This is a genomic window from Vibrio sp. H11 (genome assembly GCF_004804295.1).
Taxonomy (GTDB): Bacteria; Pseudomonadota; Gammaproteobacteria; order Enterobacterales; family Vibrionaceae; genus Vibrio; species Vibrio ostreae.
The window spans coordinates 54,470-79,453 of the sequence record NZ_SSHN01000017.1; the positions used below are offsets into that span (position 1 = coordinate 54,470).

At 48.3% G+C, this 24,984-nt stretch carries 23 protein-coding genes; 11 read left to right on the forward strand and 12 right to left on the reverse strand.

Annotated elements, in window-relative coordinates; genetic code table 11:
• Window positions 1-46 precede the first annotated feature (46 nt).
• Window positions 47-1,936 carry a diguanylate cyclase gene (locus E6C74_RS19315; protein WP_136487681.1) on the reverse strand — a complete coding sequence of 630 codons (1,890 nt, stop codon included), beginning with the start codon at window positions 1,934-1,936 and terminating at the stop codon, window positions 47-49.
• 264 nt (window positions 1,937-2,200) lie between these two features.
• Window positions 2,201-2,725 (reverse strand): hypothetical protein, encoded by a 525-nt coding sequence (locus E6C74_RS19320; protein WP_240798224.1) that lies wholly within the window; start codon window positions 2,723-2,725, stop codon window positions 2,201-2,203.
• A 145-nt stretch (window positions 2,726-2,870) separates the two neighbouring features.
• On the opposite strand from E6C74_RS19320, the gene E6C74_RS19325 reads away from it, so the two are divergent.
• From E6C74_RS19325 to E6C74_RS19345, 5 genes are all read left to right on the forward strand, one after another.
• Window positions 2,871-3,548: a hypothetical protein gene (locus E6C74_RS19325; protein WP_136487683.1), complete on the forward strand. Its 678-nt coding sequence runs from the start codon at window positions 2,871-2,873 to the stop codon at window positions 3,546-3,548.
• A 1,304-nt stretch (window positions 3,549-4,852) separates the two neighbouring features.
• Complete coding sequence (locus tag E6C74_RS19330; protein WP_136487684.1) at window positions 4,853-5,593, forward strand: SDR family oxidoreductase; 741 nt, start codon at window positions 4,853-4,855, stop codon at window positions 5,591-5,593.
• A gap of 13 nt (window positions 5,594-5,606) precedes the next feature.
• On the forward strand, window positions 5,607-6,815 hold the full coding sequence (locus E6C74_RS19335) for an acetyl-CoA C-acetyltransferase (RefSeq protein ID WP_136487685.1): 1,209 nt from the start codon (window positions 5,607-5,609) through the stop codon (window positions 6,813-6,815).
• Between the two features lie 103 nt (window positions 6,816-6,918).
• Complete coding sequence (locus E6C74_RS19340) at window positions 6,919-7,266, forward strand: phasin family protein (RefSeq protein WP_136487686.1); 348 nt, start codon at window positions 6,919-6,921, stop codon at window positions 7,264-7,266.
• Window positions 7,267-7,322: 56 nt separating this feature from the next.
• Window positions 7,323-9,101 (forward strand): class I poly(R)-hydroxyalkanoic acid synthase, encoded by a 1,779-nt coding sequence (locus E6C74_RS19345; protein WP_136487687.1) that lies wholly within the window; start codon window positions 7,323-7,325, stop codon window positions 9,099-9,101.
• 231 nt (window positions 9,102-9,332) lie between these two features.
• Here E6C74_RS19345 and E6C74_RS19350 read toward each other — a convergent pair whose 3' ends face one another.
• From E6C74_RS19350 to napF, 6 genes are all read right to left on the reverse strand, one after another.
• Entirely contained in the window at window positions 9,333-9,467 is a 135-nt protein-coding gene (locus E6C74_RS19350; RefSeq protein ID WP_136487688.1) for a TIGR02808 family protein, read from the reverse strand.
• Window positions 9,468-9,479: 12 nt separating this feature from the next.
• Entirely contained in the window at window positions 9,480-10,055 is a 576-nt protein-coding gene (locus tag E6C74_RS19355) for a NapC/NirT family cytochrome c (protein WP_136487689.1), read from the reverse strand.
• Window positions 10,056-10,086: 31 nt separating this feature from the next.
• The gene (locus E6C74_RS19360) at window positions 10,087-10,542 is read right to left on the reverse strand and encodes a nitrate reductase cytochrome c-type subunit (RefSeq protein ID WP_136487690.1); all 456 of its coding nucleotides are present in this window, start codon (window positions 10,540-10,542) and stop codon (window positions 10,087-10,089) included.
• A gap of 86 nt (window positions 10,543-10,628) precedes the next feature.
• Window positions 10,629-13,127 (reverse strand): periplasmic nitrate reductase subunit alpha, encoded by a 2,499-nt coding sequence (napA, locus tag E6C74_RS19365; protein ID WP_136487691.1) that lies wholly within the window; start codon window positions 13,125-13,127, stop codon window positions 10,629-10,631.
• Window positions 13,124-13,444 (reverse strand): chaperone NapD, encoded by a 321-nt coding sequence (locus tag E6C74_RS19370; RefSeq protein WP_136487692.1) that lies wholly within the window; start codon window positions 13,442-13,444, stop codon window positions 13,124-13,126. Before E6C74_RS19370 ends, napA begins: the two co-directional genes overlap by 4 nt.
• Before the next feature lie 15 nt (window positions 13,445-13,459).
• Entirely contained in the window at window positions 13,460-13,942 is a 483-nt protein-coding gene (napF, locus tag E6C74_RS19375; RefSeq protein WP_136487701.1) for a ferredoxin-type protein NapF, read from the reverse strand.
• 255 nt (window positions 13,943-14,197) lie between these two features.
• Between napF and narQ the strand changes: the two genes are divergently transcribed.
• Together narQ and E6C74_RS19385 are read left to right on the forward strand one after the other, a co-directional pair.
• Window positions 14,198-15,922: a nitrate/nitrite two-component system sensor histidine kinase NarQ gene (gene narQ / locus E6C74_RS19380; protein WP_136487693.1), complete on the forward strand. Its 1,725-nt coding sequence runs from the start codon at window positions 14,198-14,200 to the stop codon at window positions 15,920-15,922.
• Window positions 15,909-16,541 carry a response regulator gene (locus E6C74_RS19385; protein ID WP_136487702.1) on the forward strand — a complete coding sequence of 211 codons (633 nt, stop codon included), beginning with the start codon at window positions 15,909-15,911 and terminating at the stop codon, window positions 16,539-16,541. Before narQ ends, E6C74_RS19385 begins: the two co-directional genes overlap by 14 nt.
• A gap of 146 nt (window positions 16,542-16,687) precedes the next feature.
• On the opposite strand, the gene E6C74_RS19390 is transcribed toward E6C74_RS19385, so the two are convergent.
• On the reverse strand, window positions 16,688-17,215 hold the full coding sequence (locus tag E6C74_RS19390; RefSeq protein WP_136487694.1) for an RNA methyltransferase: 528 nt from the start codon (window positions 17,213-17,215) through the stop codon (window positions 16,688-16,690).
• Between the two features lie 307 nt (window positions 17,216-17,522).
• Complete coding sequence (locus E6C74_RS19395; protein ID WP_136487695.1) at window positions 17,523-18,644, reverse strand: fatty acid desaturase; 1,122 nt, start codon at window positions 18,642-18,644, stop codon at window positions 17,523-17,525.
• 162 nt (window positions 18,645-18,806) lie between these two features.
• Between E6C74_RS19395 and E6C74_RS19400 the strand changes: the two genes are divergently transcribed.
• Both E6C74_RS19400 and E6C74_RS19410 read left to right on the forward strand, forming a co-directional pair.
• Window positions 18,807-19,337, forward strand: a complete 531-nt coding sequence (locus E6C74_RS19400; protein WP_136487696.1) for a GNAT family N-acetyltransferase — start codon at window positions 18,807-18,809, stop codon at window positions 19,335-19,337.
• Window positions 19,338-19,697: 360 nt separating this feature from the next.
• On the forward strand, window positions 19,698-20,294 hold the full coding sequence (locus E6C74_RS19410) for a beta-phosphoglucomutase family hydrolase (protein ID WP_136487697.1): 597 nt from the start codon (window positions 19,698-19,700) through the stop codon (window positions 20,292-20,294).
• Window positions 20,295-20,417: 123 nt separating this feature from the next.
• Here the strand turns inward: E6C74_RS19410 and E6C74_RS19415 are convergent, their stop codons facing one another.
• Window positions 20,418-20,891, reverse strand: a complete 474-nt coding sequence (locus tag E6C74_RS19415; RefSeq protein ID WP_136487698.1) for an FKBP-type peptidyl-prolyl cis-trans isomerase — start codon at window positions 20,889-20,891, stop codon at window positions 20,418-20,420.
• A 236-nt stretch (window positions 20,892-21,127) separates the two neighbouring features.
• Between E6C74_RS19415 and E6C74_RS19420 the strand changes: the two genes are divergently transcribed.
• Both E6C74_RS19420 and E6C74_RS19425 read left to right on the forward strand, forming a co-directional pair.
• On the forward strand, window positions 21,128-21,778 hold the full coding sequence (locus tag E6C74_RS19420; protein ID WP_136487699.1) for an OmpA family protein: 651 nt from the start codon (window positions 21,128-21,130) through the stop codon (window positions 21,776-21,778).
• 187 nt (window positions 21,779-21,965) lie between these two features.
• Window positions 21,966-23,525 carry a PAS domain-containing methyl-accepting chemotaxis protein gene (locus tag E6C74_RS19425; RefSeq protein WP_136487700.1) on the forward strand — a complete coding sequence of 520 codons (1,560 nt, stop codon included), beginning with the start codon at window positions 21,966-21,968 and terminating at the stop codon, window positions 23,523-23,525.
• Between the two features lie 778 nt (window positions 23,526-24,303).
• Here E6C74_RS19425 and E6C74_RS19430 read toward each other — a convergent pair.
• Window positions 24,304-24,984 (reverse strand): transketolase C-terminal domain-containing protein (locus E6C74_RS19430; RefSeq protein ID WP_276605448.1); only part of this gene is annotated, 681 nt, incomplete at its 5' end.

A 24,984-nucleotide genomic window follows, 5' to 3' on the forward strand; every position in this document is an offset into this window, starting at 1 on the left:
ACTAGTTTGATGCAATATTGTGATTTTATATGCCTCAACTTGGTGCTCAGGCAAAATGCACCATTTCTGTGCTGGTGAGCACCGAGACCAAATTGCGTCCCGATGCTTTTGATTCATAAAGGGCCAGATCGGCTCTCTGATAGACATCGCCGGTAGATTCCGTCACATCTGTAATCCCGCTGCTGATAGAAAGCTCGCCTTTGTACTGGTCAAAAATCGCGACCCGCAGGCGGTTCAACACTTTATCGGCCTCTTCGAGCGAAGTGTGGGGCATTATGATGGCAAACTCTTCACCACCAATGCGTGAGATAAAATCCGATTCGCGCAGTTCGGTGCGCAGGCAAACGGCAACATTACGGAGAATCTCATCACCGCGAGCGTGGCCAAACCTATCGTTAATCCGTTTGAAGTGATCAATATCAACGATAGCCAGGCAAGAATGCTCCTGCTCGGGATAACGTTTGACCCGCATACATTCGGATGAGAACTCCTGATCAAATTTACGTCGGTTCCAGATCCCCGTCAGGCCGTCTTTTTCACTTTGATCGCGCAGCAGGTTTTCCAGTTCTTTACGTTGGCTGATATCAACGAAGGAAGCGACATAAAACTGGATGATACCGTCATCATCGAGAATAGTCTGGATACGCAGGATTTCAGTGATTTCATGGCCGTCACGATGCCGGTTAACGACTTCACCTTCCCAGGAGCCATCTTCCTGCAAAGACTTCCACATATTGAGATAGAATTCTTGGTTATGTTTACCCGAGGCAAAGATAGACGGTTGTTTACCCTTAACTTCATCAAATGAATAGCCGCTTTGGTTGGTGAATTCACTGTTCACTTTGATGATGCGGTTGTTCTTGTCGGTAATCAAGACCGCAGACATACCATTCATCGCGGCGCGGGCGAGCTTACTTTCGATACTGTTTTTGTGATGATTACGATTCCAGCAGATGCATCCTAATGCGATTAAGGTGATCACAAAGAACATGGCATACATTTGCCACAACAAGCGGTTTTTGCTGCTGCGGATAAGTGGCTGTAATGCCTGAACGTCAAAGCTTTCCAGCAGAATCAACGGCTGAACGTTTGCTAACGTCTGGCTCTGTGAAATCGTAACAAAACTGAACCACTGATCCTTAGTAAACAGTGTTCCCTGCTGCGAACTTTCAATGTGTTGCCATAACTCTGGCATTGTAAGGGCCAGGTTGGTTGCCGGGAAGACTTCAATGTTCTGATGGTTGTCTAACGTCATCAAAACATCGCCACGACTATTGAGTAGGCTGGGCAAACCGGCTGATGGATCATCGGTTCCGAGCATTTGCTGATAGATGTATTCCAGGCTGACTTCAGCGACCAGGTAACCAGCCCGTTCACCGTTAGAGTCTATCGGTGTCACGAAATGCAAAACGGGTTGTTTTGAAGTTGCGGTCAGAGCGTGAAACTGATTGCCGCCGACCACCACGATTTGCCCTGATTTAAGGTGTTGTGCCGTCAGGAACTCATCGTACTTGCTACGGTTGATTAACCCCGTATCGGTTATGGCTACCGCCATCCCCCGGATATAATCAACACGTATGGTTTCTTGTCCTGTGCGGTCAATAAAACTCAGGCTGGAATAGCCTCCCAGAGTACGGGCCACCAATAACCAAAAGTCCTGCACGGCCTCGATATTGAATTCATTCGGATTACTGACCGCCCGGTGAAAAAGGCTGTTGTTGGTCAGAGTGGTAAAGGTTTTGTAAGCTTCGTTGAGTGAAGACACCAGTTCACGCTTGCTAAAGTCGAGCTTCACTCTCTGTTTTTGTTCCTCCAATGCCAAAGCCTGCCCTTCAAGCTTGGTAAATTCCTGAGCGAAATAAAGTGCCGGCACAAATCCGATGATGAACAAGACGAGTACGAATTGACCGATGTATTTGGTGAACGTTGACGGCATAGCAACTTAACTAAAAAATGACTGCGACAGTATAGCGTTTCATAATGAGATGTCGCTTCCAAAATTTCCGGTTCGTGCGTTAGTTCAAACTAAAGTATGTCGCATTCTTTAGCTGGTGTTTGACCGTAGCTCTAACGAAGCAGGGAGTTGCAGGAAATATGGGGAAACACCATTCAATACGTGTACGCTCGAAGGGATAAACAATAAGATAAAGTTAATCAATCGAATGGAGATTCGGGATTTACAATGTAAACCCTAGTTTTCCTAAGGGCTGGAGGTGATCTCGGTCAGAGCAGATAAGGCGGAAATCTCATAGTCGTAGTAATTTTGCATCGTTTGCAAAGAACGACGCAGAACATCGAGTGAGCCTTTCAGCTCCTGGTTTGATTTCAAATAGAGCTCAGCTGAAAAGTAATTGCTCATCAGCCCTTCATTTTTACATTTTTCTCCCAGCTGAAACCACTGCTCGGTTTGCATGACGATATATTTTGGCGTCTCATCGAGTAAAAACAGCAGGTTGATCACATCTCTGCTCGCCTTCTGCGCGCTTTCTAGCTGCATGGCGATTTTAGTGCGAATGTCATGTCGATTGCTGTCCCAGAGAAATTGCAGTTCACTTTGGGTAAATTCCTGATGCAGAAAAACCGCGTGTTGGAAGTTAGGTAGCCACAGGTTGTATTGGGAGGCGAGTAAATTGTAACGCTGGTCTAAAGTTTGTTGAGAACTGAGTGCTTTATTCCATTCTTGTTCGTTACACTGCACCGCATGACTTTGCTGCGGTAAAGTCATGTAAATAACGGCCGTTATAATCAATAAGCATGCTCGCTTTCCGGTCATGGTGATAGGTCATTAGTGAGTGTTAATTTAGTATAGATTAGGATAAATGAGCGCTGTGCCACATTTATCCTGATTGAGACACGGAGCCTCTGCATCAATGAAAAAAATACTGATGATTGTGATGTTGCTGTTGGGACTGGGTGGTGCCGGCGCGGGTTATTACCTGTTCTATTATCAACCGATGCATGAGCAGGCAGAGGCGGCCAAAGCCGGACAGAAAGATACGCCAGCCCCCCAGGAGACGGAATCACAACCTGGTCAGCCTGATGTGCCTAAGCCGGAGGTGATGGATTACTTCGTGGAATTGCCGAAATTAGGGGTACGTGAAGCACCGAATGAAGACGCGTTTGTTGAACGCTGGATGTATCGGGGCGATAAAGTACATCTGTATGAAAAGAAAGATGGCTGGGGACGGGTGAGTCAGTACTTCGTTTACCAGGAAGGCGGCCCTGAGATTGCTGAATGGCTCCCTTTGTCGGGTCTCAGTGAGCAGGCGCCGGTCATCACCGCAGACGAACGTAACAAAACCCTGGCTGCTTATATCGCCAAATCAGATGACTTGCTTGAGTTTGAAAGTATCTTTTTACAAAAGACCGATCAATTGCTCAAAGAGGGCACTTGCGACCCGGATGATTTTGCCGAACTGGGTGGCTGGGTGCGCTCGGTGAAGTTTCAGAATCGCGATGTGTATTTCATATACTGCGGTGGCTTAAGTCAGGCTGATAAGATCTATCTCAATGTCCAGACTGGAGAGATCTTCTATAACGCCCAGTAGCATTAATAGTACCCAGCAGAAGTTCGGGTATCCATAGCATTTATAGCGTTCAATCGAGTAGCTCCGAGCTGCCGCTCAGTCGTCGATATGACCTTGTGACCAGCCAATGGTCGATACAAAAAGAGAGTGGCTCTGGAGCGCACCGGGTTCTAAAACGATTTGAACCGGTAAACATCTCTGCAGGGGTTGCAACAGCCTCCCAATGGCAAGCAGGTGACAAGCATACGATCACCAGACGGCTTGAATCGACAGTGATAGATTAAGTGACATTGTCACGTCACTCCGCACTAAAATTTATCTCCTTACACCGTACCTCATGAAATTCTCCCGGTTTGATGTTGTTTGCCCGGGCTTAGCGTGGGGGCAGGTACAAATGTCTTAATCATGGGCCGTTTGTGCGTTGAGCATAACCAGGTTTAGGGGCTGTACAGGGCATTGCACAAATTTACTGCAGATTAACAACCAAAACATGCACTAAAACAATGCACGAATATCATGTTTACTGATGTGGTAATTATCTGTGTTTGTTTGAATTGAGCTTAGGTTTTGGTTTGAGTGCCTTTTTTCTGTGCTTGTCATTCATAAATTTTTCTGATAATTGCCTTGCTTCGAGTAGAGAACTTCCATTTTATCATTAGTTTATACTAATTTAGTTATTATTATACATTGAGATAGGGTGAGATCTTACCAATACATTGGTGGGGTATTTAAATATTATCAATATCAAACATGTTATATTAATATTTAAAACATAAATGAATTTATTATTTAATGATAAAATAAATTTTTAATATGCAATGGTTAATTAATTTATAATGTTTAAATTAATTTAACTCATGAATCACCAATAAAGTGCAAAAATATTTTCCTTTTCACCATGAAAGTGCAATCGCCTTGTCATAAATTGGTGCGCAACAAATCTATAAATTAATGTTCCCGGTAACTTATTGATATTTATCAAGATTAATGAAACGTGAATTGAATCAAAGAAAGTCTTGTTAATCAATATCTTATGCCATTTTCGTGAAAGATGAAATCTAAGTAAATTGTTTAAAATCAGCAATTTATATTTCATATAACAAATAATTAACATTTCACCCTCAGTGAGATGTTAGTCAAAAATATGACAAAAGGCACCGATTTAATTTTAATTGTCACAAAGTAGGTTTAATTTAAATAAGGAGCGCACGAAAAATTCTTTGCAAAGGAATAAAAGATTAAATTATCGATAATGGTTTAGCTCTGGCTTAAATTATGGATGAAAAAAGCATAAAACCTGCTAACTCTTTTGAATGGAGTCATAAATGAAAAAAGTCGCGTTGATTACTGGGTCTAAAGGTGGAATTGGTTCCGCTATCTCTTCTGCACTGGTTGCTGATGGCTATCGAGTCATCGCTACCTACTACACCGGCGCATATGATTGCGCATTGGATTGGTTCAAGGAAAAGCAATTTACCGAAGAGCAGGTTCGTCTGTTTGAGCTAGACGTTACTAATACGGAAGAGTGCGCCGAGCGCTTGGAAAAATTGCTCGAGGAGGAAGGTACCGTTGATGTCATTGTTAATAACGCAGGCATCACCCGCGACGGTATGTTCAAGAAAATGACAGCTGCGGCATGGAAGGATGTCATCGAAACGAATTTGAATAGTGTGTTTAACGTGACTCAACCGCTGTTTGCTGCGATGTGCGAAAAAGGCGGTGGCCGCGTCATTAACATCTCGTCAGTGAATGGCTTGAAAGGCCAGCTCGGGCAAACCAACTATTCTGCTGCGAAAGCGGGCATGATCGGCTTCTCAAAAGCACTGGCTGCTGAAGGAGCTCGTAGTGGTGTCACTGTCAATGTGGTAGCTCCGGGATATACCGCGACTCCAATGGTTGAGCAGATGCGTGCTGAAGTTCTCGAATCCATTGTTCAACAAGTTCCGATGCAACGTCTTGCGAAGCCGGAAGAGATTGCAGCAGCAGTGAGCTTTTTAGCCAGTGATGCCGGTGCATACATCACGGGCGAGACTCTGTCGGTCAACGGCGGCTTATACATGCAGTAAGGGAGTATGCAGGATGGAAAAAGTATTTATTGTTGCGGCTAAACGTAGCCCGATTGGCGCTTTTGGCGGCTCATTGAAAGACGTTCCGGCCGGTAAACTGGCGGCAGAAGTAGTGAAAGGTGCTTTGCTGGCAGGCAACGTGGACCCGGCTCAGGTAGACGAAGTGATTATGGGTAACGTAATCAGTGCCGGTCAGGGCATGGGGGTCGGTCGTCAGGCGGCATTATATGCGGGTATTCCCGAATCAGTACCTGCGTATGGCGTTAACATGGTGTGTGGTAGTGGTATGAAAGCGGTGATGGATGCCGTGGCCCACATTCGTGCCGGAGATGCCTCAGTGGTTGTGGCAGCCGGCGTAGAAGTGATGTCGCAAATTCCTTTCGCCTCTCCGAGTTCGCTGCGTGACGGCAATAAAATGGGCAACTTTGAAATGAAAGATCTGCTCATCGCCGACGGCCTGACCGATGTATTTAATCAATACCACATGGGTGTAACGGCCGAGAATATTGCGGCTCAGTTTGAGTTATCCCGTGAAGAGCAGGACAGTTTTGCCCTGAGTAGTCAGCAGAAAGCGGTTGCTGCGATTGAAGCCGGTAAATTCACAGACGAAATTGTACCGATTGAAGTGAAGCAGCGCCGCGAAACGGTGACCTTCTCTGTTGATGAATATCCCAAATCGGGAACGACTCTGGAGCGTCTGCAATCACTCCGTCCGGCCTTTAACAAGGAAGGGACGGTTACAGCGGGCAACGCTTCCGGTATTAACGATGGTGCCAGTGCCATCATCGTCGCTTCTCAGTCCGCCGTTGAAGCTTATGGTTTAACGCCTTTGGCGGAAATCATCGGATATGCACAAACCGGTATTGACCCGAGAGTCATGGGCCTGGGGCCGGTGAACGCGGTCACGCAGGCACTGGAAAAAGCGGAACTTGACATTGATCAGGTTGAATTGTTTGAGCTCAACGAAGCGTTCGCTGCACAAGCATTGGGCGTTGTGCACGGATTATGTGCTGAACATAACGTCACGCCAGAGTCGATTCTTGATAAGGCTAACGTGAATGGCGGCGCTATCGCTCTGGGGCATCCTCTGGGCGCCTCTGGTAACCGCATTATGGTTACATTGATTCATGAACTTAAGCGCCGTGGTCAGGATTACGGCGTGGCCTCACTGTGTGTCGGTGGTGGCATGGGAACTGCAGTGGTTATTAAAGCAGCTAAGTAACTCCTCAGATAACGATTTATCTTGGAGAACTCGGCGGTTTGAAAGGCAGTGCAAAAGTTTTAGAGCAAATTGAGAATTTATTTCATTCACTAGGAGATACAATATGTATACGGATTTTTTCAAAACTTTCACGGATCAAACTGAAAAAACATTAGAACCTTATGTGAAGTTCAACAAACTGGTTGCTAAAAACGTTGAAGTTCTGACTGAACTGCAACTGAACTCAATTCGCACTTACAGCGAGCTGGGTCTGGCGCAAATGAAAGCAGCCAGCGATGTTAAAGACGTGGCATCTATGACAGCGTTCAGCTCTCAACAATTGGGTGTGCTGACTAAACTGTCTCAACAAATGATGGACGACAGCACCAAGCTGCAGTCAGTTGCCAAAGAATTTAAAGAAGACATCGACAAACTTGCTTCAGAAAATCTTAAGTCAGTGACTCCTGCGTAACACTGTGCTTTGCGCCGCCTACGGGCGGCGTTTTTTCTGTTTTAAGGAGTAAGTTTATGTTTCAACATGCCTTTACAGACTACCTTGTGAAACTGCAGGAGGCCAACCATCGCTGGTGGCGGGATTTCGAAGTCAACAAGGAGGTCATGAATACCCCTCTTAATAAAGCGTTGCAGGAAGTCAACTGGGATGACACGGCGCAGCTGTTTGAGAAAGCAGCGCATCAACCTGCGGCGGTTTTGCAATTGCAAACTGAGTGGTGGGAGCAGCAGCTGAAAATCTGGCAGAACGTTGTTTTGGAAGGTAACCAAAAACAGGTGGTAGAAAGCGAGCAGGGCGATAAGCGCTTCGCGGACGAAACCTGGAAAACGGACCCATTTTTCAGCTTTATTAAGCAATCTTACCTGCTTTACAGTAAAAATTATCTGGACACGATCAACTCGGTGGACGGGCTGGATGAGAAGACCAAGGAACGCATCCTGTTTTTTGCTCGCCAGTCAATTAATGCCTTGTCTCCGAGTAATTTCATTGCGACTAACCCAGAGCTGCTGAAGCTGACCATCGAACAGAATGGCGAGAACCTGCTGAAGGGAATGGAGCTGCTGAAGGAAGACGTTGAGTCCAGTGCCGATATTCTTAAAATTCGCATGACCAACAACAATGCGTTCCGAGTCGGTCAAGACATCGCCAATACGCCGGGTGACGTGGTTTTTAAAAATGATCTGTTCGAGCTGATTCAATACAAACCGATGACAGAAACGGTCAACTCGACGCCGTTGCTGATCGTACCGCCTTTCATCAACAAGTATTACATTCTTGACCTGCGTGAGAAGAACTCACTGGTGCGTTGGCTGGTTGAACAGGGACATACTGTGTTTATGATGTCCTGGCGTAACCCGGGTCAGGCTCAGGCCGATGTGAACTTCGAAAACTATGTGTTGGATGGGGTAGTGAAAGCCGTGACTGCGGTTGAATCTATCACTGGCCAGGAACAAATTAATGCAGTGGGGTACTGTATTGGTGGTACGGTTCTGGCGACAACTATTGCGTACTATGCAGCGAAGCGCATGAAAAAGCGTATCAAATCAGCGAGCTTTTTCACGACCTTGCTTGATTTCTCGCAACCTGGCGAAGTGGGCGCATACATCAATGACACCATCATCAGTGCCATTGAAATGCAAAACAACGCCAAAGGTTATATGGACGGTCGTTCACTCAGTGTGACCTTCAGCCTGTTGCGTGAGAACAGCCTGTACTGGAACTACTATGTCGACAATTACCTGAAAGGCAGCAGTCCGGTCGATTTCGACTTACTGTACTGGAACAGCGACAGCACCAACGTTGCAGCTTCAACGCACAACTTTATGCTGCGTGAACTGTATCTGGAGAACAAACTGGTACAGGACAAAGGCGTGAAAGTTGGTGGCGTGTGGATTGATTTAGATAAAATCAAGATCCCGAGCTACTTTATCTCGGCAAAAGAGGACCACATTGCTCTTTGGCAGGGAACTTATCGCGGCGCGTTAAAAACGGGTGGCAATAAGGTGTTTGTGCTGGGTGAGTCAGGTCATATTGCCGGTATTGTTAATCATCCGGACAAAAACAAATATGGCTTCTGGACTAACGATACACTGGAAGAAACCGCTGAAGAGTGGCTGGAAAGTGCACAGCGTACCGAAGGCTCATGGTGGAAACACTGGGATGAGTGGCTGCAAACGTTCAGCAACAAAGAGAAAGTCGCGCCGTATGCAATGGGTAACGATGAGTATCCGGTCATCGACGTGGCGCCTGGACAGTACGTTAAACAGGTACTGCCGGTTGTTGATGCTGAATAAATTTTCTTATCTGTTAAGCGCCATGACTCACCATCATGGCGCTTTTTTCAACTGGCGGATGAGCCTGGCTGAGACGGCAATCGCTGACTTTTCCTGCATGATTGCCCGAATGCAAAAAACCGGCGCAATACGCCGATTTTGTATTTCCGAGGAAGCGTAAAGTCACCCGTTTTTGCTCCCCGGTTTTTTTGATTACGTGCTTCTCCTGTGCAAAGTCAGGAGTGCGTGTCGTTACGCGTCTTTGTCTTTGGTTAGCGACAGTAACCACACACATACCACTGCGACGGCCGCAAAGCCACCCAGAATAATGACCGGCATGGCGCTATAGCCCAGGACATGCCAGATAACAGATTCTAATGTACTCATGGGTTGTACTCCTTACTGCCAACCTTCAACGCCATGCATATCCGGCAGGTTATGCGCTATGCCTTTGTGGCAATCGACACAGGTTTTTTCTCCTGAAGCCAGTGCGGTCGAGTGCTGCAGAGCACTGCGCTCGCTTTGCTCGGAAAAATCCATATATTCAAACTGATGGCAGTTTCGGCATTCCAGCGAATCGTTCTTTTTCAGCCGCGCCCATTCCCGTTCCGCCAGGTGAGCCCGCCGGGCCTGGAATTTTTCCGGTGTATCTATGGTGCCGACAAAGTGGGCAAACAGTTCTTTTGATGCCTGGACTTTACGTACTATCTTATCCGTCCATTCATGTGGTACGTGACAGTCCGAACAGATAGCACGCACGCCGGAACGGTTAGAATAGTGTATGGTTTCCTGGATTTCAGCCACGATAGGGGCATGGCATCCGGAGCAGAAAGCTTCTGAGTTCGTCGCTTCCATACCGGTATTGAATGCCCCCCAGAACAGAAGACCACCGGCAAAGCCCATAAACAGCACCACGCCAACCGCGGCTTTGCTCGGGCTTTTTAACCGTTGCCAAAACGCTTTGAGTAATTTCATACATTGCCTCTCAAATTAATACCAGGTTTGGTTAGCGGAGTGAGTCGACGCTTTCAAACTTGTTTTCTACCAAAGGTTTTGCATCAGCCTGAGGTACATGGCATTGCAGGCAGAAGTAACGTCGTGGCGATACATCTGCCAGGACAGCATCTTCACGGTTAACAAAGTGAGTTACACTGATTTTGGTTGCGCCCATTTCCTTGGCGTTTTTCCAGCTATGGCACGCCAGGCATTTGTTGGCGTTCAGCGAGACTTCATAGTTACGAATGTTATGTGGGATCAGCGGCGGCTGATAAACATAATCACTCTCCAGAGTATGTTCACGCGGGTACTTTTTCATATTATCTGCGGCACGAGTATCTTCCAGGAGAGTACTGCCACGCAATGATTCCAGTCCGCCAACACCACCCGGATTATCCAGTTCTGCCTGTGCTATACCTGCAATCAGCGTACAGAGTGTCATGAGTACCATGAGTAGTTTCTTCATCTTACATTCTCCGCCCAATGGCTTGAGTCTTTGAGCGGGCTGCGAGAGTGCAGCCCGGCATATTCTGTTGATGGCTTATGCCTGTCTTACTGGGTTGAGGCCACTTTGGTGATCTTAACCGGACATTTTTTAAAGTCTGTCTGTTTGGACAGCGGGTCCGTTGCATCCAGGATCAGTTTGTTGATCAGAATACGTGCATCGAAGAAAGGGACAAATACCAAACCCTGCGGCGGTTTATTGCGGCCACGAGTTTCAACTCTGGCACGTACTTCACCGCGTTTATTGCTGATCACAACTTCGTCACCACGGCGCAGACCACGTGCTTTGGCATCTTCATGGTGCATAAAACAGACAGCATCCGGAAATGCTTTGTACAGCTCGGGTACCCGGCGGGTCATGGTACCGGTGTGCCAGTGCTCCAGCACTCGGCCTGTACACAGCCATAAGTCAAATTCGGCATCCGGTACTTCAGGTGGTGCTTCGTACGGTGCTGAAATGATCAGCGCTTTACCATCCGGTTTACCGTAGAAATCCCAGCCGCTGCCTGGTTTGGCATAAGGGTCAGAGCCTTCTTTGAAGCGCCATAATGTTTCTTTTCCGTCAACAACCGGCCAACGCAGACCACGTACCTGATGATAGACATCGTAGGGTGCTAAATCATGGCCGTGGCCGCGACCAAAAGTGGCATACTCTTCAAACAGGCCTTTCTGGACATAAAAGCCGAAATGGTGTGCGTCGTCATTGAGTTCGCGGGCTTCTTCGATAGCGAATTTGTCGACCTGACCATTGCGGAATAACATGTCATACATGGTTTTACCACGGTATTCTGGGGCTTGAGCCAGCAACTCTTGCGGCCAGATCTCTTCCATCTTGAAGCGTTTGGAAAATTCCATTACCTGCCACAGATCTGATTTGGCTTCACCGACGGTAGAGACCTGTTGGTACCAAGCCTGAGTACGGCGTTCTGCGTTGCCGTATGCCCCTTCTTTTTCTACCCACATCGCTGTTGGCAAAATCAGATCGGCGGCCTGAGCAGTTACTGTCGGATAAGGGTCTGAAACCACGATAAAGTTATCCGGATTACGGTAGCCAGGCAGGCGTTCACTATTGATATTCGGGCCTGCTTGCATGTTGTTATTGCACTGTACCCAGTAACAGTTAAGTACCCCGTCATTGAGCATGCGATCCTGCAAAACGGCATGAAAACCAGGTTTTGGCGGTATGGTTCCTTCCGGCAGCTTCCAGATTTTTTCCGCGATGGCACGGTGTTGCGGATTGGCAACCACCATGTCCGCTGGCAGGCGATGGGAAAACGTGCCTACTTCACGAGCGGTACCACAGGCTGAAGGTTGTCCGGTCAGTGAAAACGGGCTGTTGCCCGGAGTTGAAATTTTACCGGTCAGTAAGTGCAGGTTGTAGACCAGACTTTGCATCCAAACCCCCCGGGTATGCTGGTTCATACCCATGGTCCAGAGAGACATCACTTTGGTGTCAGGGTCAGCATATTGTTTCGCCAGCATGATCAGTTTTTCGACGCTGACGCCAGACATCTCAGAGGCTTTCTCAGCGCTGTATTCGGCCACAGACTGTTTGTATTGTTCGAAACTGATATCACTCATCGCGCCTGAGTTAGCGTTCTTCGCCTTTTGTTGCAGCGGGTGATTATCACGCAAGCCATAGCCGATGTCCGTGGTGGCTTGTTTGAAGTGAGTGTGTTTGTTGACGAAATCCCAGTTCACCGCATCATTTTGAATGATGTAGTTGGCAATGAAGTTGGCAATGGCGAGATCAGACTGCGGATGGAATATATAGCCGTGATCGGCCAGTTCAAACGAACGATGGTAATAAGTCGATAGTACGTTCACTTTCACATGCGGATGACTGAGGCGACGATCAGTAATGCGGGTCCAGAGAACCGGGTGCATCTCAGCCATGTTAGAACCCCACAGCACAAACACGTCTGCATTTTCAAAGTCATCGTAGCAGCCCATTGGTTCATCGATGCCGAAAGTACGCATAAAGCCGCCTACAGCCGAAGCCATACAGTGGCGGGCGTTGGGGTCGATGTTATTTGAGCGGAAACCGGCTTTCATCATTTTGGCCGCAGCGTAGCCTTCCATAACGGTCCATTGGCCGGAGCCAAACATGCCGACGCTGGTTGGTCCTTTCGCTTTCAGCGAGGCTTTCCATTTTTCAGCCATAACGTCAAATGCCTGATCCCAGGACACTGGCATAAAGTCACCGTCTTTACTGTATTCGCCGTCTTTCATGCGCAGTAACGGTTGTGTCAGGCGATCTTTGCCATACATGATTTTCGACAGGAAGTAGCCTTTGATACAGTTAAGCCCTTTATTAACCGGTGCTTCCGGATCTCCCTGAGTCGCCACGATACGGCCATTCTGAGTCCCGACCAGGACCGAGCAACCGGTTCCGCAAAAACGACAAGGCGCTTTGTCCCAGGTGATCTTAGTTTGGTCTGAACTGGCGATCAGATTGGTGGCAGTCGCTGGCAGTGTAATACCTGCCACTGCAGCAGCAGAAGCAGCTGCGTTTGCTTTTACAAACGCGCGTCTTGTCATTTTCATACGTCACCCTCAAATTGGGATTGTGGTTGTTCTGATTCGGTCGTGAATGAACTCTGATCCAGTGCGTCCAGATCCGTTTCGATCTGGTGGTAGACCAGTACTGCGCTGAGCACATTCGGTAAATTATTGATGGCATCAATGGTATCGGTCACGAAACCCTGATTTTCGGTCTCGAGAACCACCACGATTTTACCTTCCGGGCTGTCCCCGTAGATTTCGGCGTTATCGAACTGCTCGATCGCAGTCTTGACGCTCGCGAGATGTTGCGGGTGGGTATGTACCACCAAACTTGAAATATGCACTTCATTCAGCGACATAATGATCTCTTATCGTTATTCAATACGGGTAACTTTGATAGCGTCGGTCGGGCAAACTGACACACAAGCACCGCAGCCATTACATTCATCAGTGTTGATTACAGGCTGAGCCACTTTTCCTGCTGCCAGATGAAAATGAATCGCCATCACATCGCAACTGTCACCGCAACTGCGGCATTCGACGTTCTGGGTTGCCAGGCAGCGTTGGCTTATGGATGCTGTGGCCTGCCAGGGCGATTCAGACTGGGGCAGAAAAATGGGTGCAGGGCAGACTTCTGCACATTGGTAGCAAAAGGTGCACTCATCCAGAGCAAAATCGACGCTCGGAAATCCGCCGTCACCATGAACGATGATGTTCATTTCACATGCTGTAAGACACTGACCGCAGCGAGTACAAAGATCGGTCAAGACTTCTGCACTGATAATCCATGGCAGGCGAATTGCATCACTATCAACTAATTGACGAGTAAAGAGTCTTCGTTTAGAGAAGTCCACCACGCGCATTACCCAATGTTTTAAAGGTTATCAATTGAGTATGGCTCACAATTTCAGTTGATAAACTTCAATTATCCATACGCAAATTGTAGTTTTTGGCATAGTGGTATAAATACCCCTAAGGGGGTAAAGCGGAGTAGGCTTGTTTTAGATCAATAAATTCAGGCGCGTATCATCACATATTTGCAGCGCATTCCATTTTGCGCAGGAATAGCCGTGCAACGGCAGAGTAAAAAACAGCACGTCAGGGAGATATTTTTGGCGATACAAGTTGAGAAATCGGTCACTAGTACGATTGCGAAATCGATGTTGCTGATCGTACTGCTTTCAGTTCTGATCACCGGGTTTGCAATTATTACCCTGGCTTCATCGCTTAATGACGCGGAAGCGGTAAATGTTTCAGGCTCAATGCGGATGCAGAGTTATCGCCTTGCTTACGATATTCAGAGCGAGTCAGCCAGTTACATGCAACATATCGCTGCGTTCGAGCAGTCACTGAATGCACCGTCAATGCAGGCGGTACGTAACTGGAATGTTCCGGAGAATATCGCCCAGGATTACGAAGCATTGATCATGCGCTGGCAGATACTTAAAGCGCAGCTAACCGGAGATAATAAGCAAGAATATCTCCACCAGGTCGAAGACTTTGTCCGCCGTATCGACGGATTTGTCCTTAAATTACAACGATTTTCTGAACAGAAGCTGATTAATCTGGCTTGGGTTGGCGGGCTGGGCTTGGGCGGCGTATTGTTGATCTCACTGTTTGTTGTGCGTTACATCCGCAAAGAAGTCGTGCGCCCGTTACGTGCTCTGGTTATCGCCAGTGAACAAGTGCAGAATCGCGCCTTTGAGGTACAGCTCGATACCAACAGCCCTAACGAGCTGGGTATTCTTTCCGCTACATTCAATGTGATGGCGGGGGAGTTGGGTAAGCTGTATCGTGGTCTGGAACAGGCCGTGAATGAGAAAACCCATAAGCTGCAACGAGCCAATCAGTCGTTGGAGGTCCTGTATAACTCGGCCCAGCAGTTGACGGCAGCGCGGATTACCCAGGACAACTACCAGGCGATTCTGCGTCATATGGTCAGCATCCAGGGGGTAAATGGCGTTAAGATCGAGATTGAGCAGGAGGCTAGCAAGCCTCTGATGCTGCAGGAAGGACAAATTTGTGGTGAAAATGCCAATAGTCGCGAGGTGATTTTGGCGGGTCAGTCGCTGGGTCATCTGTACTGGGAAGCAGGATTACCTTGCCCGGACCAGGCACTGATCGAAAACTTCGCGCTGATGCTGGCCCGGGCAGTGTATTACAACCGGGCTCAGAAACAGGCCGAGCAGCTGCTGCTGATGGAAGAGCGGGCGACGATCGCGCGCGAGCTGCATGATTCTTTGGCGCAGTCTTTGTCTTATCTGAAAATTCAGGTCTCGCTGCTGAAACGGGTGATGGCTAAACTGGAGCAGAACCCGTACAGCTCACAAACTAACGATATCATCGGCGATATCGACCAGGGATTGTCCAGCGCATATACCCAGCTGCGTGAATTGCTGACCACGTTCCGCCTAACGATTAAGGAAGCAAACTTTGGTCAGGCGCTGGTGGATATGCTGGACCAACTGGCGGATCAGACACCGGCGCGGATAACGCTTAATAACAATTTGTCATCCATGGGGCTGGAGGCACATCAGCAGGTTCACTTGATGCAACTCATCCGTGAAGCGACCATGAATGCGATAAAACATGCGGACGCAACGCAAATTAACATCGATTGTAACGAACAGGACAATGAAGTGGTGGTTACCATCGAAGATGACGGCGTAGGGTTTGATCAGCAAGAAGCTAAACTCAACCATTACGGGATGAGTATTATGCAGGAAAGAGCTGGTCGTCTGAATGGCGAATTGCGCGTGGAAGCTTCGCCTGAACGCGGATGCAAAGTAACACTGACATATATGAGATCAAGGGATACACATGATGACGAAATGTAGAATAATGCTGGTGGATGATCATCCTTTGATGCGGCGCGGGATCAATCAGTTATTGAGCCTGGAAGATGAGTTCGAAGTCGTGACGGAAGCCTGCAATGGTAACGAAGCGATTGCTCTGGCTCATGAGTTTGATCCGGACATGATTCTGCTCGATCTGAATATGAAGGGATTATCCGGTCTGGATACTCTCAAAGCGCTGCGCGCTGATGGCTCCGGCGCCACGATTGTGATACTCACTGTATCCGACAGCGCTGCGGATATCGAAGCCATAGTGCGCGCCGGTGCCGATGGTTATCTGCTGAAAGATACGGAACCAGATGAGTTGATCGCCTTGCTCAAAGAGGCGATTGGGGGTAACAAGGCTTATAGTGACGTCGTTGCCAGATACTTGCTGGAGCGCAAAGATCAGCAAGATGTGTTTGATTCGCTGACTGAACGTGAAGCGCAGATCCTGGGTGAAGTCGCGAAAGGTTACCGCAATAAGCAGATTGCCGATCGTCTGTTTATTTCAGAATCGACGGTAAAAGTGCACATGAAGAGTCTGCTCAAAAAACTGCACGTGCCATCCCGCACTGCGGCGACAGTGCTTTATCTGGAGCGCTTTGGCGATATTGGCTGATACCCGGACGGAAGTTGCAGATCACCACAGGGTGACTGGCGAATGACGCCCTGTGATTTGTTTAGGTAGGATGCTAATTGAGGGATGTATCGATAATATCCAGTAGTGTTCGTGACTGCATAGAAATCGTGACTGAATAGCAATCGTTAATCCGCGGGTAACGCCTGTTTGACTTCGAGACGATTTTTGTTGTCACGGTTGGCCAGTACCTGCTGCTCGTGATCAATCGCCAGGCTTGACTTAGCCAGACGGTCATAAAGCAGCACGTTGACCGTTGCCGCCAGGTTCATACAACCAACGGTTGGAACGTAGACAACATGGTCGGCTTTATCAACCAGTTCCTGTGGCAGCGAACCATCTTCCGGGCCAAACAGATACATGGCTTTTTCCGGATGGATAAAGTTCGGTAACGCCGTTGCGCCCAAAGCCAGTTCAACACAGACAATTTTGACATCATCAGCCAGGTTGGCGGTGAGATCTTGCATCTCTGTCAGTTCAATATGCTGGCGTGCATTGTGAGTATCGGTCTGAAATTTGGCTGCGCGGCTGTAACGGGTGCCGTTAAAGCGTACCTGGGAAGCCTGGTAACAGCCGGCTGCACGCATCACGGCGCCTACGTTGGTCGGACTTTTCGGATTATTCAGGCCAATAATGACGGTGGATTGGGTGGTCATGATTTCTCTCAGTAACAGGCGAGGCGCAAGTATATGACCACAGGCCAAAGAGCTCAAGGTGGTTAAGCTTTACTGTTTCGATGTGGGTTTGTCGAGTGAGAAGTTTGCAACAATATTGACGATAGGCGTACGTTTTAATCCCATCTTAGTCTGGTGTTAAGTACATCGTTTGACGCTTGTGTCAGCTCACGCCGAGCCGGGCAAAGTATCTGTCAACTGAGGTCTGTTACTCACCAAATAATCGGTTGATTGAACAACAAAGGGCGCATTGCTGCGCCCTTTGTCTTAACTATGTAAATACAGATGGTTATGCGTATTGAGCAACCACCTGATGCCAGCGGTTACGTTTTTCCAGCAACTCAGCTTTGACTTGCTGATAGCGAGCTTTAAGTACAGAGAGCTCGTAGCGCTGCGCTGCTGAATTCTTTTTGCTTTCCAGTAGCTGCTTTTTGACATCGTAGTAGTTATGTAACTCGGTTATAAAAGCGTCGAACTCACGCTGAATCGTCTCCACAATCGCATGCTGATTGGGTAGCTGAGTCACTTTACTGGTTGCGTACTTCAGGCTCATTTGGGCACGTGCTTTCTCAATTTTGATCGCAGGTGCGGTGCGCAGTTTAGTGGCCAGACCCAGCCAGGCACACAAGCGGATAATCCACTTGGTCGGGTCGTATTGCCACCAGTAAATACCGTTACGGTAGTCATTTTCAAAAATATGGTGATAGTTATGATAGCCCTCACCAAAGGTAAAGAAGGCAAGAATACCATTATCGCGCGCTGTATTACGGTCAGTAAAAGGCTGTTTACCCCAGATATGCGCCAGTGAATTAATAAAAAAGGTGGTGTGATGGTTGAGCACTAAACGCACCGCGCCAATCATCAGCAACATGCCCCACACATCGTTATAGATAAGGCCAAGCAGAATCGGCACACCAAGGTTCATGAGAATGGCGAGCGCAACGTAGTATTTGTGTTGCCACATCGCAATACCATCTTTCTGCAGATCACGGCAGTTGCTGTAATCGTCATAGGTTGCGGCATTGTAGCTGCGCAGCATCCAGCCGATATGTGAAAACCAGAATCCGCGTTTAGCGGAATAGGGGTCTTTATCGTTCTGATCGACAAACTTGTGGTGTACCCGGTGATCGGACGCCCAGTGCAGAGCACTGTTTTGCAACGCGAATGCACCGCCCAGCGCGCAAATCAGGCGCACCAGCCAGTGAGCCTCAAATGCTTTGTGAGACCACAGGCGATGATAGCCAGTGGTGATCGACAGGTTGCAGAACGAAAAACAGACCACCAGCCAGATCCAGTGTTCCGCGCCGTAACCAAATTGCCAGCCATACCAGGGCGCAACGACCGTCGCCAGAATAAAGCTCACTGAAAATATTGTTATATTTAGCCAAATCAGAGGCGGTTTATTAGTCATTTACAGACCCTTAAGCTTACAAGTGTGCGCTAGAATATCAGCGAACTCTGTTATGTCAAATAGCATTAAATGAAATGTGACCAGAATGTTTTGCTTTTCTGCGCTAAATGCATAGTATGAAGGGGGTGAAAACCCATTACAGGAAGTAATAAGGACTAGTAAATGGAAATCAAAGTAGCAGAATATAGCGATTTTGAACGCATTGCAGTTTTGCATGCTCGTAGTTGGCAAATTAACTATGCAGGTATTCTGGAACAAGAATACCTGGATAATGAAGTGTTGGATGATCGCCGCCTTATCTGGCAGGCTCGATTGACGAACCCGCCTTTTAATCAGCATATTTTGTTGATTGAAGAGGCTGGATTACTGTGCGGATTTATCTGTGCATTTGGTAATCACGACTTTGAAAAAGGCACCAATATCGAATCTTTGCATGTTGACCCGGATTACAAAGGTCGCGGCTTGGGCTCAGTGCTGATTAAAGAGATGGCACAATGGCTGGAGAAATATTTCCCGGAGCAGGGGGTATATCTGGAAGTGGCGGAGCAAAATCAACCCGCGATTGATTTCTATGACCATATTGGTGGTGAACGTCTGGCTGAAAAAATGTGGCATGCACCGGGGGGGAGCGATCTGCCGGAGTGGATCTACAGCTGGAAAACGCCACAGGCGCTGATGCAGGCGGTTAACTAACCGCGCTCGTGTGGCATCAGGTCAAAGTGTACAGATTCTCAAAGCTAAAAAGACGAAAGGGCCGACTGGCCCTTTTTTGTTGCGACTGGCTTTGTTGCAAGCCTCTGGTGCCGCTTAACGGGTACTCGCTCTATCCATTCAGCCGCAACGCTCAGCGAGTCTGAAATTCAGACACCGCGTTGTCCATCTGTTTGGTCTGCTGCGATACGCTGTCCACTTCACTTAGTACTTGCTGCGCGGAGCGTAAGTAGCGCGCGAGTTTAGATTCCATTTGCATCACCTGCAATTAGCAATAGAATGGCTAAATGTAACAATTGAAGCAAACACACACGAATCACTGTCATGTGAGATGGAGTTTTCATGAACTTAGAACGTTATAAAGGGCTGATCTTTGATATGGATGGCACCTTGATTGATACCATGCCTGCCCATATTGAAGCTTGGCGCACGACCGCTGAATTTTTTGACTTTCCTTTTGACGGGGATTGGCTGCACAGTATGGGCGGGATGCCAAGTTATAAAATCGTGGGTGAAATCAACCGAAAATTTGGTCTTGCGCTGGAGCCGATGGAGGTTGCTGAACACAAGATGCGGGCGTTTGCTGAGATTGACGACAGTGGCGCATTAATCGCAGATACTTACGCGGTATTTCAGGATTATCTGGGCAGTAAAAAAATCGCGATTGGTACCGGCAGCCAGCGTATCAGTGCCGAGAAGTTGCTGAGCCGGGTTGGAGTGCTGGACAAACTCGATGCCGTAGTGACTGCCACTGAAGTTGAAAATCATAAACCGCATCCGGAAACCTTTTTGCGCGCCTGTGAACTGATTGGCCTGCAACCTAGTGAATGCGTGGTGTTTGAAGATACCCATTTAGGTAAGCAGGCCGCACATGCCGGTGGTATGGACTGTATTATGGTGACAGAGCAGGGCCTGCAATTTCATCCGTTACCGCAGTAATGCGTGCACGGTTATTTATCGCCGCGATTTGTGTTGTTACTGGAGCGTACGATAAACAGAAAGAGCGGCCATTCGGCCGCTCTTGTGATTTTGCTTTCCCACAGCAAGGGGATTGAGCAGCGATTACTGAATTGCCAGCAGTTCGACTTCAAAAATTAAGGTTGCCGACGGTGGAATCGGGCCTGCGCCATTTTTACCGTACCCCAGGTTGGCCGGTACATACAGGCGCACTTTCTCACCTTCAGTCATCAGCTGCACACCTTCCTGCCAGCCTTTGATGACCTGATTCAGCCCAAACACGATTGGCTCGTTGCGCTGATAAGAGCTGTCAAACACAGTGCCGTCCAGCAGACGTCCTTCATAGTGAACTTTCACCCGGCTGTTCGCTTTCGGGTGCTCAGTGCCGATACCTGGTTTTAATACTTCGTATTGTAAGCCACTGTGGGTGGTAATGACGCCTGGTTTGTTGGCGTTTTCTGTCATAAATGCCTGACCCTGCTCGATATTCTGTTCCGCCGCTTTGTGGTTATTCCAACTGCGATAGATGAACAGACCCGCCAGTACAAACACAACCACAGGCAAAATAATTTTATACATAGTCTCAATACTCAGTTTACGTCAGGTTATACGACCAAGTCAGGTTTTGCTGCGTAATCAGAATGCTCATCGGATATTTGCTATACAAAACCAAGCCTTGATAAAGATAGGCTGATTCTAGCGGGTTCACCGGATGAGGCAAACCAGGAAATCAGGATTTGTTACCAATTTTGCATAAAGTTTTTGTGTGGCTGCCGATAATAAAAGAGTCGTTTCAACAAATGGATGAGAGATTCATGAGGGTTATTGCGTTATTTACATTATTGCTACTGACTGGATGTAGTTCCCTGTCTCTCGATAATCCAATCGGGATGTTGGATACTAATATGTTGGATACGGCTCCGCAAAGTGATCAGGACGTGCGTTACCCTGAGTGGGGGCATGCACCTCAGCCTGCTCCGGTATCTGTGGCGGTTCCAGCGGTTGCGACACCGATTCAGAGGCCGCAGAGGCAGGCTTCTGCCTCCGGCTACAGCTCACTTGAGCAGTTTTTAATGCAAAATGGTATCGATTATGAAGTGATGCCGGGCAACCATATTTTGGTCAAGCTTAAACATACCATGCAGTTTGCCACCGGTTCGGCGCAGCTTTCTTCAGACTCCGCATACTGGCTCAATATTATGAGCCAGTTTTTGTCTCGTGAACGCGGTATCGACATCGTTATTGAGGGACATACCGATAATACCGGCACAACCACGCTGAATGATGGTCTATCGGTCAGGCGCGCTCAATCGGTCAAAGATACTCTGGTCAGAAATAATGTCGCACGCAATGCGATTTTTACCCGCGGTTATGGTGAATCTATCCCAGCGTGCACCAACAGCACGACTCAGGGCCGGGCGTGTAACCGCCGGGTAGAGTTACTTCTTATCGTCTCAAATAATTGATTTAGTTTGCGTGCGAGTTGCAAGACGAGTTGGATGTGGTTGCGACTTTAAGCACATGCTTTGTTACTACTTGTGTGGAGTTGTTGATTATACTCACGCAACTGAGGTTTATTGAGTATGATGTTTTGAAAACCGCCTTAAAATTGTGTATATAAGGCGTCTACAATGTATAAGAATTATTAACGCCATGTCAGCTATTCAATCGTCTCAAAATGAAGTTCCGGTAGGGGAACATGATCAGTTGGTTTCAACCACAGATCTTAAAGGTGTCATTACATACTGCAATGATACTTTTTGTCGTATCGCCGGGTTCGAGGAGCATGAACTCCTGGGACAAAACCACAATATCGTGCGCCATAACGATATGCCGAAAGCGGCGTTTGCCGATATGTGGCAGCATCTTAAGCAGGGTAATGCCTGGCGCGGGATAGTTAAAAACCGCACCAAAACGAACGGGCATTACTGGGTTGATGCCTACGTCACTCCCATCTACGAAGAGGGTAAAGTGTGTGGCTTCCAGTCGGTGCGTGTCCAGGCGCAGCGTCAATGGGTGGATATTGCCGCGAAAGCGTATAAAGCACTGCGCAGCGCTGAACAGTCCGGCCGCAGCTTCTCTCTCAAGATTTCCGCTTCGGTGCGTTATGCTATCCTCCTCGGGTCACTGGCGGCGCCTGCGGCTGCCTATTTCCTGGCGCAGAGCAGTAATATGCAGCTGTTGGCCAGTTTATTGCCGGCTGCGGCCCTGGGTCTATTGTTCCGTCAGGAGTTGATTGATACACCCAAGCAGATCCATCGTTTGCAATCACAGTATGACAGTATCAGCCGTCTGATTTACTCGGGTAACAGTGCGTTTTCGGTGGTGGACTATCATCTGAAAATGGCTTCAGCCCGAATCCGTACGGTGCTGGGGCGTATGGTTGACTCAGCGCACCCGCTGCGGGACCTGTCTGAAAATTTAAGTGCTAATACGGCGGAAGTGGTGCAGGCGCTGAAACAGCAGAACGCCGATATTCGCAGTGTGGTGCAGGCTACAGACGCGGTCGAAGCTGCGGCAGATGCGGTATCCGGTAATACCCAAACTGCTCATGAGTTAATTGAAAAGGCATCGGCCAGTTGTTTGCATACCAAGCAAAGCATAGAGCAAACGCACAATAATCTGGTGGTGCTCAGTGATCAAGCTGAGCGGGCAACCGGCACGACCTATGAGCTCAATGAGCAGGCGCAGAAAGTGGGTCAGTTGATGGAAGAAATCGGTGGCATCGCTGAACAGACTAACCTGTTGGCACTGAATGCTGCGATTGAAGCGGCGCGTGCCGGGGAGCAGGGGCGTGGCTTTGCGGTGGTTGCCGATGAAGTGCGTGCTTTGTCTGGTCGTACCCAAAAGGCGACTCAGCATATTCAGTCCAGCATTGATACCATGCTGAGTACGATTGAGTCATGGCAAAAAGAGATTGTCGAGAGTCAGAAACAGACTCAGGCGTGTGGTGCCGTGGCAGAAGAGAGCGGTCATCGCCTGCAGGAAGTTGAGCAGCAACTGGCACAAATGCAGAGTATCATCAGCGATATGGCTCACTCAGCTACGGCGCAGCGTGAACTGACCAGCGAGGTCAATCAGCATATTCATTCAATCGCCTCAATGGCAACGCAAAATCTGGCCGCAACTAATACGGTTGAAGAGTTCAGCCAGCAGATGAATGAGCGAGTGGATGATTTTGGCCAGCTCGCTAAGCGATTCGAAGAAAAATAACTCAATCAGGAAATGGCCGCATGATGCGGCCATTTTTGTCTTACATTCCCGCAAGATCTCCTTCATTTCCCTTGTGTTCTCCAATTTTGATGATCGAAACGCCATAGGTCTGATCGGACTCAAAATGTAAAAAACTGTTTCCAAGTGACAAAATGTTATGTTATAGCATTTTAAGCTATTAGGGTTGTTACGGAATTATCGTTATGAGGTCTGTGGTTGGAGAGATAGTGGGAGATCCAGTTATAGCTATCTGATAGCGGGTGAAGCTATGTATTGTCTGTCTGTATGCAAAACGTTATTCGGCTCTGTTGGCAATAAGTGGCTGTTGGTGTCCGGTTTGTTGACCTTGCTGATCGCACTCCCTTGCCGTGCGCATCCCCATTCTTAGATTGATATCAAAACCCGGACAATAAACTCGGCCAACTTTTTACCCAGACACTCGAACTGAGCTGCAAAGCTCAGAGTTAATAAAAGCCAGCGCTAGCAATAACAACGCTAGCCAAAAAACTGGCCGGTACTTTTTATGGTAAGGAAAGCTTTGGCTTAGAAAAGCAAGGGGGAAATATCTCATGTCGTTTGAACAAACCAAGCGAGCGTTCGCAGCGCAAGGTGCTGAGAAGGCAAACTCCAGACTCAATCCAGGCTGAATGGCGCGCCGCTTTATTCGTAAAAGTGTTCTTTCGTAAAAAGTAGCGTTTCGCAAAGAATCACAACCGTAAACGAAAAAGGCCCTGCTCACTGAGCAGGGCCTTGGGTTTGATTGCGTATTAAACCCGGCTTATGCCAGCAGTTCGTTCGCAGTGTTGACTACGTTTTCAGCCGTGAAGCCGAACATCTTGAACAGTTCGCCCGCCGGTGCTGATTCACCAAAGGTGGTCATACCGATGATACGACCGCCAAAGCCGACGTACTTGTACCAGAAGTCTGCGATGCCCGCTTCAACCGCGATACGTGCCGTGACGTCTGATGGCAGTACCGCTTCACGGTAAGCCGCATCCTGCTTGTCGAAGGTGTCAGTCGATGGCATAGACACCACGCGAACCTGCTTACCTGCGGCAGTCAGTTGCGCTGCGGCTTGTACGGTCAGTTCTACTTCAGAACCGGTCGCGATCAGGATCAGCTCAGGTTTGCCGGCACAATCTTGCAGGATATAACCGCCTTTGGCGATGTCCGCCACTTGCTGCGCGCTGCGTTCTTGCTGAGCCAGGTTCTGACGCGAGAAGATCAGCGCCGATGGCGCATCTTTACGCTCGATAGCCAGTTTCCACGCGACCGCAGATTCGACCTGGTCACATGGACGCCACGTGCTCATGTTTGGTGTCAGACGCAGTGACGCGATCTGCTCGACCGGTTGGTGAGTCGGGCCATCTTCACCCAGACCGATGGAGTCGTGAGTGTAGACCTGGATGTTCTGAATCTTCATCAGCGCCGCCATACGCATCGCGTTACGTGCGTATTC

Coding starts and splice junctions, on each gene's coding strand:
- E6C74_RS19330 (WP_136487684.1), top strand. CDS start 4,853: ATGAAAAAAGTCGCGTTGATTACTGGGTCTAAAGGTGGAATTGGTTCC.
- E6C74_RS19360 (WP_136487690.1), bottom strand. CDS start 10,542: ATGAAGAAACTACTCATGGTACTCATGACACTCTGTACGCTGATTGCA.
- E6C74_RS19325 (WP_136487683.1), top strand. CDS start 2,871: ATGAAAAAAATACTGATGATTGTGATGTTGCTGTTGGGACTGGGTGGT.
- E6C74_RS19320 (WP_240798224.1), bottom strand. CDS start 2,725: ATGACTTTACCGCAGCAAAGTCATGCGGTGCAGTGTAACGAACAAGAA.
- napA (WP_136487691.1), bottom strand. CDS start 13,127: ATGAAAATGACAAGACGCGCGTTTGTAAAAGCAAACGCAGCTGCTTCT.
- E6C74_RS19410 (WP_136487697.1), top strand. CDS start 19,698: ATGAACTTAGAACGTTATAAAGGGCTGATCTTTGATATGGATGGCACC.
- E6C74_RS19385 (WP_136487702.1), top strand. CDS start 15,909: ATGACGAAATGTAGAATAATGCTGGTGGATGATCATCCTTTGATGCGG.
- E6C74_RS19350 (WP_136487688.1), bottom strand. CDS start 9,467: ATGAGTACATTAGAATCTGTTATCTGGCATGTCCTGGGCTATAGCGCC.
- E6C74_RS19345 (WP_136487687.1), top strand. CDS start 7,323: ATGTTTCAACATGCCTTTACAGACTACCTTGTGAAACTGCAGGAGGCC.
- E6C74_RS19335 (WP_136487685.1), top strand. CDS start 5,607: ATGGAAAAAGTATTTATTGTTGCGGCTAAACGTAGCCCGATTGGCGCT.
- E6C74_RS19420 (WP_136487699.1), top strand. CDS start 21,128: ATGAGGGTTATTGCGTTATTTACATTATTGCTACTGACTGGATGTAGT.
- E6C74_RS19395 (WP_136487695.1), bottom strand. CDS start 18,644: ATGACTAATAAACCGCCTCTGATTTGGCTAAATATAACAATATTTTCA.
- E6C74_RS19355 (WP_136487689.1), bottom strand. CDS start 10,055: ATGAAATTACTCAAAGCGTTTTGGCAACGGTTAAAAAGCCCGAGCAAA.
- E6C74_RS19390 (WP_136487694.1), bottom strand. CDS start 17,215: ATGACCACCCAATCCACCGTCATTATTGGCCTGAATAATCCGAAAAGT.
- E6C74_RS19370 (WP_136487692.1), bottom strand. CDS start 13,444: ATGTCGCTGAATGAAGTGCATATTTCAAGTTTGGTGGTACATACCCAC.
- E6C74_RS19400 (WP_136487696.1), top strand. CDS start 18,807: ATGGAAATCAAAGTAGCAGAATATAGCGATTTTGAACGCATTGCAGTT.
- E6C74_RS19425 (WP_136487700.1), top strand. CDS start 21,966: ATGTCAGCTATTCAATCGTCTCAAAATGAAGTTCCGGTAGGGGAACAT.
- E6C74_RS19415 (WP_136487698.1), bottom strand. CDS start 20,891: ATGTATAAAATTATTTTGCCTGTGGTTGTGTTTGTACTGGCGGGTCTG.
- E6C74_RS19315 (WP_136487681.1), bottom strand. CDS start 1,936: ATGCCGTCAACGTTCACCAAATACATCGGTCAATTCGTACTCGTCTTG.
- E6C74_RS19340 (WP_136487686.1), top strand. CDS start 6,919: ATGTATACGGATTTTTTCAAAACTTTCACGGATCAAACTGAAAAAACA.